The sequence below is a fragment of the Megasphaera sp. SC8-1 genome (genome assembly GCF_024436295.1).
GTDB classification, from domain to species: domain Bacteria; phylum Bacillota; class Negativicutes; order Veillonellales; family Megasphaeraceae; genus Megasphaera; species Megasphaera elsdenii.
On the sequence record NZ_JANFQH010000017.1, the window covers coordinates 1 to 10948 of the forward strand.

The window sequence follows — 10948 nt, forward strand, 5'->3', positions numbered from 1 at the left end:
AATTACTATTATTCCTATTATTGTTTCCATACTAAGTGCTGTTATATCTTGGAAAATATATAAAATCAATGAAAAGTCAAATAAAGATAGAGAAGAAAGGGAAAAAATACATGAAGTGAGCCAAATATTTCCTTATGTTCTCGATTCAGAGTATCGATTGAATTCAGTTAAAGTTTGCAATAACAGCGATTATCCTATATATGATGTGATGATTTTAGAGGGAATCAATACTTCCAATATATATGCTGGTGAAAATTGTTGTCAAGCAGAATATATTAGGCTTATAGCTCCTTTAGAACATGTAACTATTCGAGTACAGAATAGAGGCTTAGGGATGTGTAAATTTTTGGTTGTTGGTATTTTTTTTAGAGACTATCTTGGAAATGAATGGTTTCGGGATAGTTATGGGACTTTTAAAGAGGCGAAAGGTTATAAAGAATTGCTAGCTAGAAAGAAACTGATTTTTGCACCATATTCTGAAAGCAGAAATATTGTTGATAAACGTCCTTATAGAAATTGAATATACTGATAATCTAGAAATATCTAATTGTAAATGTCAATGAAAAAGTGAAATATGTGATCACGAATTTTTGAGCCACCATGATTATGAAAAAATATTTACATCCAATCATAAACAATCCGGTTGCGGTGATTTCACCGCAGCCGGATTGTTTTGTTAATAAAAAATAATATATTGTCCCAATATTGAAAAAAATGTCCCAATAAGTTATAATGACAGGAGAAATAAGAGATGCTGTAAAGTGTAAGGAGCTGGAGTGTGATGAAAAAAAAAGATATTGTAAATTTAATTAAATGTTATGCAGAAGGTAATGATGCTGGATTTAGGACTACAGCTTATCAAATTGCCAAAGAATTCGATCAAAGTGGAGATACCCAATTAGGACTTTATCTTATGTCACTATTATCAGATGCCAATACGTTTGTACCACAAGTGCAGGAAAGTAAAGAAACATATACCGGATTGCAATATCTTGATAAGGCTTCTGCTTGTGAAGAAATGCTGCTTTTACCAGACGTAATTATGAATGATATATTAGGGATTGTAAATGCTATTAATCATCATATGGGGATTCATCGTTTCTTATTTGAAGGGGCTCCTGGTACAGGAAAAACAGAAGCAGTAAAACAACTTGGCAGAATTTTAAATCGAGATGTTTATATGGTGAACTTCTCTGAACTTATTGACAGTAGATTAGGGCAGACTGCAAAAAATATAGTAGCTTTATTTAAAGAAATGAATGGGATTTATCAAAAATATAATATGATTTTCTTATTTGATGAAATTGATGCATTGGCTTTAGATAGAACAAATAATAATGATTTACGGGAAATGGGAAGAGCTACTTCTACTTTATTGAAATGTCTTGATTTACTGGATAAGGATATTATTTTAGTTGCGACAACCAATCTATATTCCTATTTTGACAGAGCTTTAATCAGGAGATTTGATTCGGTTATTAGTTTTAATCGATATACACAGGACGATTTGTTGGATATTGCTGAGAAAATTTTAAACCGATATTTAGATCAATTGCATTTAAAAAATCGGGATGTTCGGCTGTTTCGTAAAATTATGAAATTAATGGATCAATTACCTTATCCTGGGGATTTGAAGAATATAGTCCGTACGGCTGTAGCTTTTAGCAACCCTAATGACGAATGTGATTATTTTAGACGATTATATAGCGCAATTTGTGGTAAAAATCCGGATAATTTAAGTGAATTAAAAAAACAAAAATTTACAGTAAGAGAGATGGCTATACTCACAAATAAATCTAAAAGTACTATTGATAGAGAGCTTAAGGAGGCGTTATAAATGAATAACTTATTGGAGTTAAAGGGGGAATTCCAACATAAGTCAAATCAAGCTAGAGGGGGGAGCATCTCACTAAAAAAAGGACAAGTAGTTAAGGCCGACCATTTACTGGAGCTAGCTAATGATTTACAAAAAATAGCTGATTATTGGTCTGTACATCCAGAGATTGAAGGTGCTTTAGTTAGCGCGCATTATGTTCGCATCGTTCCTAAATCAAGTCGATTGCAATTTTTGCTTTCATGTACTAATAATTCCCCCAATGATTTTATAGTAGGGGCAAAATTTGAGACTACTGTTGATATAATCGATCCGGAATCCCATGCTCACCATGTTTTTACGTATTTTATCCCGTTAACAGCACTTGTTCAGACCATAGCTGTTTTAAAAAAAGTGTATGACGTTTTGAAAGAAAACTATCAGGGTAAGCTTTCATATGAAGATGTGGAAGAATTAAAAAAAGGAACATTCGTGTGTGATGGTTTATCTAAAACCAGGTTTCTTCAAACTATTGTAGATAGTTCGAATATTCAATGTTTTCGTATTGATACATTGGAAAAGGATATTCATGAAGCATGTATTATAACAATTTATAAAACTAAAGTAAAAACACGGGAGTTGTTAGGGAAATTTGGTATTTCGATTCCAGAAAGCAGAATTCTCAATCAGCTCACGATTCAAATGAATCCAGAAGAAATACATATGTTGTTGGAAAAAGCTCCATATCTGGTAGCTATGGGGGTAAATGATTTGACTCAGTATATTCCTGAGCCATTGACAGAAGTATCGGAAGTACCTGAACTTATTCCATCTCCTAAGAATGAACCTGTTATTGGCGTTATTGATACTCCCTTTAATGAAGACGTCTATTTTCATGAATGGGTAGATTATACTAATTGTTTGTCTGAAGATATTCCCGTTGGGCCAATGGATTTTGCACATGGAACAGCTGTCAGTTCGATCATTGTTGATGGTCCTAAGGGGAATCCTGATTTAGATGATGGATGCGGTCGTTTTAGAGTCCGGCATTTCGGAGTAGCTGTTGCTGGTAAATTTAGTTCTTTTTCGGTTATAAAGCAGATTGGGGATATTGTACGGTTAAATCGTGATATTAAGGTGTGGAATCTTTCTTTAGGTTCTATATTAGAGATTAATGATAATTTTATTTCGCCAGAAGCTGCTGAACTGGATCGGTTGCAGAATGAATATGATATAGTGTTTGTAGTAGCAGGAACGAATTTACCTGCTGTACATGAACATGAAAACAATTATAAAATCGGTGCCCCGGCAGATTCTTTAAATTCTATTGTTGTGAATTCTGTAAATTTTCAGAATCAAAGTGCATCTTATTCTCGAAGTGGCCCTGTATTGTCTTTCTTTGTAAAACCAGATGTTAGCTATTATGGTGGAGATAGGCAAAAACATGAATTTATAACGGTATGTGACAATGTATTGGGGGCAAAGCAGACAGCTGGAACTTCTTTTGCAGCGCCTTGGATTACCCGAAAAATGGCATATTTGGTTTACATTATGGGATTTACTCGAGAAGTGGCTAAAGCCTTGCTGATTGATGCTGCAACGGGATGGTATTGTCGGCCAGATGAAAAAAAGGGGTATGGCATAGTGCCCATTTCTATTCAAGATATTTTGCAATCTCCCGATGATGAAATTAAATTTATTATTTTTGGAAAGACTAAGAATTATTGTACGTATACATATCAATTGCCTGTCCCGGTTGTAGAGAATAAGCATCCTTATCTTGCCAAAGCTACTTTGGTTTATTTTCCGTTGTGTGATCGTAATCAAGGTGTGGATTATACCGATACGGAGTTAGATTTGCATTTTGGGCGATTAATGATTGATAAAGCACAACGTTTACAGATAAAATCTATTAATGGAAATTTACAGGCTGAACCGGGCCAGCACTCTATTTATGAAGAAGATGCCAGAAATGATTATCGGAAATGGGATAACGTAAAAATAGTTGCTGATCAGATTTATAGTAACATGAAACCTCGTAAAGCGTATGAAAAAGGACTTTGGGGTATCAAATTATATTGCAAAGAACGATTAAACAATCATGCCAGACGGGAAATTCCATTTGGTCTGGTTATTACCTTGAAAGAGATGAAGGGAGTTAATCGAATTGAATTATTCAAGCAATTATGCCAGGCCAGAGGATGGATTGTAAATGATGTCAACGTAGAAAATCGAGTTCAAGTATATTTGAAGGGAGAAGAAACGATTCAGTTAGAATAAAAAATTCAAAACAGGCTGGCACTTTCCCTTCAAGCGACAAAGTGTAGCAACTCGATTTGAAATAAGCGAAAATGCTGCATCCCGGATACTGAAAAGAGCAATTGAATGAACTTAACGAAGAATTTGAGGCGGAGGTCAGTTTTGTGGGGCGTATTGTGAAAAATAATCTTGTCATATTGCTGGCGGCTGTGGGGGCGTTGGTCTCGATGGTCATTGTGCCGCCGTCGGTGGGGGATGTGGAGTATCTCAATGGGCCCGTGCTGGGAATTTTGTTTTGTCTTATGGTTGTCATTGGCGGCTTTCGTGAAAGCGGTGTCTTTTCGGTGTTATTGTCCCGGCTCCTATTGCGTCTGGGAACGTTTCGTCAGTTGGCGATGGTGCTGGTCTTTTCTTGCTTTTTTGTGAGCATGTGGGTGACGAATGACGTATCGCTGCTGACTTTTGTCCCATTTGCACTCTTGTCGCTGCGTCGTGTCGCCAGTGAAAAGGAAATGGCTGTCGTCATTTCTTTGCAGACGATAGCAGCTAACCTGGGCAGCATGTGTACGCCGGTAGGTAATCCGCAGAACTTATACCTGTATTTTCATTATGCCTTGAATCTTGGCGAATTTATGGCCTTGTTGTTGCCTTATACGATAGCAGTGATGATCATGCTGGCTGCCTCTGTTTTTTTGCTGCCGAACCGGCGTATTTCCATTTCCGCACAGCTGGCGGCTAGGCGGGCGGAGAAAGTTCCGCTCATGGCTTCGCCACGGCAGCTCTGGATGCTGGGAGCCTTGTTTTTTCTTTCGTTACTGACGGTGGCCCATCTTCTGGATTACCGTATCACGCTGGCAGTCGTTGTCCTAGTTACGGCGCTGATGGCTCCGCGTTATTTTCGCTATGTCGATTATCGGCTGTTGGGAACGTTTGTGGCCTTTTTTATCCTTATCGGCAATATCAGTCAATGGGGAACTTTCCAGCAAATCTTGGCTGCATTCCTGACAGGACATGAGTTTTTGGTAGCGATATTCGCATCCCAGGTTATCAGCAATGTGCCGGCGGCGGTCCTCTTGTCCGGTTTTACCGATAATGCTGCGGCATTGCTGTTGGGAACGGATATTGGCGGATTAGGGACGCTCATTGCCTCTATGGCCAGTCTCATTTCCTATGGCATCTTCATCCGCGCTTATCCCCGGCAACAGGGCTATTTTCTGAAGATATTTACGGCGCTTAATGTGGCTTATCTGTTGTTTTTTATCGTGTTTGCAGCCGTAGCTTTCTGATATAATGTTGGAAGAACCCCTCAGTCAGCTTTGCTGACAGCTCCCCTTCGCAGTGGAGCCTTTTTAAGTCCGACGTAAACTGCATCATTGGGCGGGCCGCCAGCCACAGCTGTCCGTTTTGGCAGCCGTCCTGCGCCTTCCGGTGGTCGGCACTTGACGGGCCAAAAAGGCTTTCAGGACGGCCCCTACGGGGTCCCGATAGGGACGATTTTTTGCGGTACAATGAGGGCGATTGTTTTTTGGGATGGGGTGGCATGTATGGGACGTAGATGGATTCAGGTTGTAGTCGGGTTGCTGGTTATGGGCGTCATCGGTGTAATTTGGTGGCATTCTATGCAGAATGGAGTGGCTTCTCATGCCGAGAGCCGGCGGGTCCTGGCGTGGGTCCTGGCCCGGATACAAGGATCGGCGGTGGCGCCTTATTTGAGTGACGGTGTCATTCGGCGCTTGGCGCATTTGACGGAATATACAACGCTGGGAATGGTATTGAGCGGCTTTTCTGTTTTAGTTTCGCGACGTCCTCATAAAGTCTGGGTGCTCTTGATTGGAATTGGCGTGGCAGCAATTGATGAGTATATCCAGTCATTTTCCGGTGGCCGGACATCGACCTGGCATGATGTGGTACTCGACGGTGTTGGGTGTATGATTGGAATTTTTTTAGTCATGGTTATCCGGGGAGTGAAGCGGGGCATTGGTGCTATACGAAAATAGGGGCCAGTAGCCCCGCAGGTCGCTGTTTGCAGTTCGCAAAAAAAAGTACGGCTAATAGCCGTATGCGTAGGGGCTGTCCCGACGAGGGCTGCCCGCTGTGAGATTCAGTTATAGCCCATTCTGGTATGATAGAGGGGTTTTACAAATTACGAGCCATTTGTCATAAATTTCGGCTGTACACAGGATTCACGGCGGGACGCCCGCCGCTGCTGTCTGTTCTGTTAACCGTCCTGCACCTCCCGATAGTCGGTATCTGTCGTGCCAGAAAGGCTCTGGGCGTCCCCTACGCACAAGGCCGTTGGCTGTGTATTTTTTGTGGCCTGCGGATCACGCTCTTTTTTCATCGCCTGACTGCGATTCCGTAGGGGCCGTCCCAACGGGCGGCCCGCGTGAATCCTGTGCATATCCGGGATTTATGACGGACGGCTCATGGTCGTAATACAATCATGAGTCTGTTGCGGCGGGCCGCCGCATCTGATTCGGCGTCGATGAACTATGAACGGCCTACGACGAACGACATCGCCGATGGCGATGAGTTCCGGCCTGCGGTCTGCGAACTGCGGCCTGCGTTATTATCAAGTCTGCTCGTATATGATATAATTAACGTTATAGTTGAATTATATTAAGGATACATAAGGAAGGTGGTTCGGTGAGTCGTATGGATCGGGATTTTGTGGTATCGCAATTTACGCGGTACGTCCAGGGCTTTGACCAAAAGGAAGAAGGCGTCCGGCTGAAGTATGCTCATTCTTTGCGGGTGAGCGGGTTGTGTGAACAGATTGCTCTGAGTCTGGATTTGTCTCAGGATGATGTGGATTTGGCCTGGCTCATCGGCGTCCTCCACGATATCGGCCGCTTTGAGCAGCTGCGGGAGTATCATACGTTCGTCGATTACCGGTCCATGGACCATGCCAAGTATGGCGCCCATTATTTATTTGATGACGGTCATATCCGCGATTTTTTCGACGATGAGAGACAGGATGATATTATCCGTATGGCTATCGACCAGCACAATGTCTATCAGCTGCGGGAGAATTTGACGCCGCGGCAGCGGCTTTTCTGCCAGCTCATCCGCGATGCTGACAAAATCGATATTTTCCGGGTCTATGTCCTGTATATGAGCCAGAAGAAAAATATTTGGAATGTCGATTGGGCTGATTTTGAGAACCAGCCTATTTCTGATGTCGTCATGGCCCAGGCTCGGCAGCGGAAAATCGTACGGACGCAGGATAAGAAGACGTTCATGGATTTTTATGTCGGTGCCTTGTGCTTATACTTCGATTTGGTCTATCCCCGTAGCCGCCAGCTAGCGCGGGAGCAAGGCTATTTTGATAAACTCCTCGATTTCCACTCCCGGAACGCCGATAGTGAGAGAAAATTGGATGAAATACGCCAGTTAGTCTGGAATGAGGAAACATTGCCTCATTAGTCGTTTGTTGATACAATATATAATAAAATATGAGATAGATATTATAAAAAAATATGGAGGAATTATAACTCATGGAAATATTGATTACGGGTGGTGCCGGCTTCATTGGGTCACATGTTTTAGCACAGTTGAAAGAAATGCCGGATATGGATGTTGTCGTCTTTGATAATTTGTCCAGTGGGTCCCGGAACCACGTGCCCGATGGAATGGAACTCATTGAAGGCGATATCTGCGATGAAGAAGCTATTGACGCTGTCTTTGCCGATCACCATTTTGAGGCTGTCGTCCATCTGGCAGCGCAGACGATGGTCCCGGTTTCGGTGGAACAGCCTGTCCTCGATTGCCAGATTAATTTGGAAGGCGTCCTTCATGTGCTGGAAGCCTGTCGGGTTCATGGCGTGCCGCACATCCTGTTTTCGTCCAGTGCTGCCGTGTACGGGGATAATCTGAACATTCCCTTAGGGGAAACGGAACGGCTCGCGCCGACGTCCCCCTATGGTATCACCAAGATGACGACAGAACATTACCTGCGGGTCTACCATGAATTATACGGCATGGATGCGACGGTCTTCCGCTTTGCCAACGTTTACGGCGAACGGCAGGGCGAAAAGGGCGAAGGCGGCGTCGTCAGCATTTTCTGTAAGCTTTTGTCCCAGCATCAGGGCCTTACGGTTTTCGGTGATGGCAGCCAGACCCGCGATTTCGTCTATGCCGGCGATATTGCCCAGGCCATTATCCGGGCGCTGCCGCTCAAAGGCTATCATACGATGAATGTCTCGACAGGCCAGGAAACAAGCCTTAACGATTTGATCCATAGTTTTGAAAAAGCCGTTGGCCATTCCGTAGATGTGACTTATACGGCGCCCAGGACGGGGGATATTTTGCGGTCCGTCCTCAGTAATGGTGCGTTGAAAGAAAACTTGGACTTTGTGCCGGAAATGAATCTGGAAGAAGGAATCAGCCGGACTTATGACTGGTACCGTAGCCACGGAACGAAGTAATGCGTTTCTCCCTTGACAGGCTTCCTAAAACATGACACAATTAATTAGATATGCCTATATACATTTATATACAGGAGGGGTAGCCCATGGCAGATGATCGCATCATTACGGCTTTGGATGTCCATTCACTGGAGGATATGAAGAAGCTCGTAGAAACCCTTGGCGACAGTGTTTCTTTTTATAAAGTCGGCATGGAACTGTTTTACAGTGCCGGTCCCGACGCAGTACGGTATTTGAAAGATCAGGGAAAGCATGTTTTCCTAGACTTAAAGGTCCACGATATTCCCAATACGGTAGGCCAGAGCATCCGTGCCCTGACCCGTCTCGGCGCTGACCTCATGACGCTACACGGTACGGGCGGCCGGGCCATGATGGAAGCGGCTGCAGAAGCTGTCCGCGATGAAGCGGCGAAGTTGAATATCGAACGGCCGCGCCTGCTGGCTGTGACGGTATTGACTAGTATTGACGAAGACGCGTGGAAAGAAATCGGCGGCAAGTACAGTATTGCCGAATCGGTCAAGAATCTGGCAAAACTGGCCAAGGAAGCCGGTATCGACGGTACCGTTTCTTCGCCGTATGAAGCCAAGGAAATCCGGGAAATGAATGGCCCTGATTTCCTCATCGTCACGCCGGGCATCCGTCCGACTTTTGCCGTAGCCAACGACCAGAAGCGGTTCACGACGCCGTCTCAGGCATTGCGCGACGGGGCATCCCATTTGGTCATCGGTCGTCCGATTACCAAGGCTGCCGATCCGAAGGAAGCAGCGGAAAAGATTTTAGCAGAAATTCAGGGGGTATAACCAATCATGATGACAGAAGAAGAAGTAAGACAGTTATTAGTAGATACGAAAGCCGTCCTGGAAGGTCATTTCCTGTTGACGTCGGGCCTGCACAGCCCGTTGTACGTTGAAAAGTTCAACGTTCTCCAGCATCCGGAATATACGGAAAAGCTCTGCAAGGAATTGGCAGAACGTTTCAAGGACCAGAACGTCCAGACCGTCATGGGTCCTATGACCGGCGGCATCCTGCTGGCTCATGAAGTCGGCAAGGCTCTCGGCACGCGGGCTATCTTCACGGAACGTGAAAAGGGCGTCATGACCCTTCGCCGTGGCTTCCACATCGAACCGGGTGAACGCGTCCTCATCGTCGAAGATATCGTCACGACTGGCGGTTCCGTCCAGGAAGTCGTCAATGTCGTCAAGAAAGCCGGCGGCGTCATCGTCGGTGTCGGCCTCCTCGTCGACCGTAGCGGCGGCAAGGCCGAATTTGGCGTACCGAAAGATAAAGTCCAGGCTCTCCTCCATCTGACCGTCCCGACGTACAAACCGGAAGAATGCCCGCTCTGCAAACAGGGCATCCCCATGACCGAACGGGGCAGCCACCATCTGAAATAATCTGGATCAGGAGATGTTTTGTTCATGGAAATGTTATCGGCCATAGCGCCTTTCTTCATGGCTGGCCTGCTGGGGACGGTGTTCGCCCGCTTTACGGGTATCAATATGAGCATGTGCGTCCTCCTCATGTTCTTGTACATGGGAGCTAAGCCCGTCGAATGTATTGCCGCTATGTTGATGTTCAATGTCTTTACGTATTTTACGGTGTACTCTCAGCTTCACATCATGAAGATCAAGAGTTTCACCTTTTTCCCTGGCGTGCGCCTGGCCATCCCGATTTTGATCACCATTGCTCTGGCTGCGCTCAATCCCTTCATCGGCATCGTCTTTTTCGTCTTCACGTTCCTCATGGAAATCTTCGCCAAGATCTATAAGGAAATGGATGCCAAGTCGCGTCCGACGAAGGGGAAAATCGGTCAGATGGTCGTCATCGCCGCTGTCCTGGTGACGATTGGCACGGCTCTCGTCCAGTTCGTCCCGGAAAATTACTATTACATCGTCGGCGGCGTGACTATTTTGATTTACGCCTTCGTCATGTGGCGGACGGGAGACCGCCGCAAGGGAACGGCCTGGTGGGATAAGCTGCTCTATGCATCGACGTTCCTCACGGGTCTGAGCGGCATCGACGGGACGGACTGGCTCACGGCGATGCGCCGTAATCCCGAATCGGTCTTGTCTAAATGCTATCCCATCGTCATCAACGGGGCCATGATCATCGCCCTGCTGGCATCGTATGCCATGTACCAGTATTTCTCGCTGGGCGCCTTGTTCGCTACCATCGGTTCGGCTGTCGGCATCCGTTTGTTCGGCCTGTATGAACATAAGGAAAAGGGAAGCTTTTCCTACCTCACCTTGGGGATTGCCGTCCTGGCAGCCCTGGTGTTCATGATCATCCAGCCCGTACCGACAGGATTCCCCGTCGTGCCCATGGCAGATAATGCCGGATTTTTCGATTTTTAGTTTTGCAAAAAAGCGCTGTCTTTTATGGCAGCGCTTTTTTTTGCAAGGCTCCCTTTATAGGGGAGCTGGCCGCCGGAGGCGGTCTGAGAGGTTGT

11 protein-coding genes are annotated in these 10948 nt (G+C 45.0%); all 11 read left to right on the plus strand.

Annotation, left to right across the window (positions count from 1 at the left end):
- On the plus strand, positions 1-520 hold a 520-nt coding region (locus tag NOS26_RS05650; protein ID WP_255917388.1), incomplete at its 5' end, for a hypothetical protein.
- Positions 521-781: 261 nt separating this feature from the next.
- Entirely contained in the window at positions 782-1837 is a 1056-nt protein-coding gene (locus tag NOS26_RS05655) for an ATP-binding protein (protein WP_014015794.1), read from the plus strand.
- Positions 1838-4093 carry a S8 family peptidase gene (locus NOS26_RS05660; protein ID WP_255917389.1) on the plus strand — a complete coding sequence of 752 codons (2256 nt, stop codon included), beginning with the start codon at positions 1838-1840 and terminating at the stop codon, positions 4091-4093.
- Between the two features lie 101 nt (positions 4094-4194).
- Positions 4195-5358, plus strand: coding sequence for an SLC13 family permease (locus NOS26_RS05665; RefSeq protein ID WP_255917390.1), 1164 nt, complete (start codon positions 4195-4197; stop codon positions 5356-5358).
- A 258-nt stretch (positions 5359-5616) separates the two neighbouring features.
- The gene (locus tag NOS26_RS05670; RefSeq protein WP_041647440.1) at positions 5617-6069 is read left to right on the plus strand and encodes a VanZ family protein; all 453 of its coding nucleotides are present in this window, start codon (positions 5617-5619) and stop codon (positions 6067-6069) included.
- Between the two features lie 446 nt (positions 6070-6515).
- Positions 6516-6695, plus strand: a complete 180-nt coding sequence (locus NOS26_RS05675) for a hypothetical protein (protein WP_255917391.1) — start codon at positions 6516-6518, stop codon at positions 6693-6695.
- A 32-nt stretch (positions 6696-6727) separates the two neighbouring features.
- Positions 6728-7498 (plus strand): HD domain-containing protein, encoded by a 771-nt coding sequence (locus NOS26_RS05680; RefSeq protein WP_255917394.1) that lies wholly within the window; start codon positions 6728-6730, stop codon positions 7496-7498.
- Positions 7499-7569: 71 nt separating this feature from the next.
- Positions 7570-8499 carry an NAD-dependent epimerase/dehydratase family protein gene (locus tag NOS26_RS05685; RefSeq protein ID WP_255917392.1) on the plus strand — a complete coding sequence of 310 codons (930 nt, stop codon included), beginning with the start codon at positions 7570-7572 and terminating at the stop codon, positions 8497-8499.
- An 86-nt stretch (positions 8500-8585) separates the two neighbouring features.
- Complete coding sequence (gene pyrF / locus NOS26_RS05690; RefSeq protein WP_014015800.1) at positions 8586-9299, plus strand: orotidine-5'-phosphate decarboxylase; 714 nt, start codon at positions 8586-8588, stop codon at positions 9297-9299.
- Positions 9300-9305: 6 nt separating this feature from the next.
- Positions 9306-9893, plus strand: coding sequence for an orotate phosphoribosyltransferase (gene pyrE, locus NOS26_RS05695; RefSeq protein ID WP_027895355.1), 588 nt, complete (start codon positions 9306-9308; stop codon positions 9891-9893).
- A gap of 24 nt (positions 9894-9917) precedes the next feature.
- A complete protein-coding gene (locus NOS26_RS05700; RefSeq protein ID WP_255917393.1) occupies positions 9918-10853 on the plus strand; it encodes a hypothetical protein in 936 nt (311 codons plus the stop codon).
- Positions 10854-10948: the final 95 nt, after the last annotated feature.

Coding starts and splice junctions, on each gene's coding strand:
- NOS26_RS05655 (WP_014015794.1), top strand. CDS start 782: ATGAAAAAAAAAGATATTGTAAATTTAATTAAATGTTATGCAGAAGGT.
- NOS26_RS05660 (WP_255917389.1), top strand. CDS start 1,838: ATGAATAACTTATTGGAGTTAAAGGGGGAATTCCAACATAAGTCAAAT.
- NOS26_RS05670 (WP_041647440.1), top strand. CDS start 5,617: ATGGGACGTAGATGGATTCAGGTTGTAGTCGGGTTGCTGGTTATGGGC.
- NOS26_RS05675 (WP_255917391.1), top strand. CDS start 6,516: ATGAGTCTGTTGCGGCGGGCCGCCGCATCTGATTCGGCGTCGATGAAC.
- NOS26_RS05680 (WP_255917394.1), top strand. CDS start 6,728: ATGGATCGGGATTTTGTGGTATCGCAATTTACGCGGTACGTCCAGGGC.
- NOS26_RS05685 (WP_255917392.1), top strand. CDS start 7,570: ATGGAAATATTGATTACGGGTGGTGCCGGCTTCATTGGGTCACATGTT.
- pyrF (WP_014015800.1), top strand. CDS start 8,586: ATGGCAGATGATCGCATCATTACGGCTTTGGATGTCCATTCACTGGAG.
- pyrE (WP_027895355.1), top strand. CDS start 9,306: ATGATGACAGAAGAAGAAGTAAGACAGTTATTAGTAGATACGAAAGCC.
- NOS26_RS05700 (WP_255917393.1), top strand. CDS start 9,918: ATGGAAATGTTATCGGCCATAGCGCCTTTCTTCATGGCTGGCCTGCTG.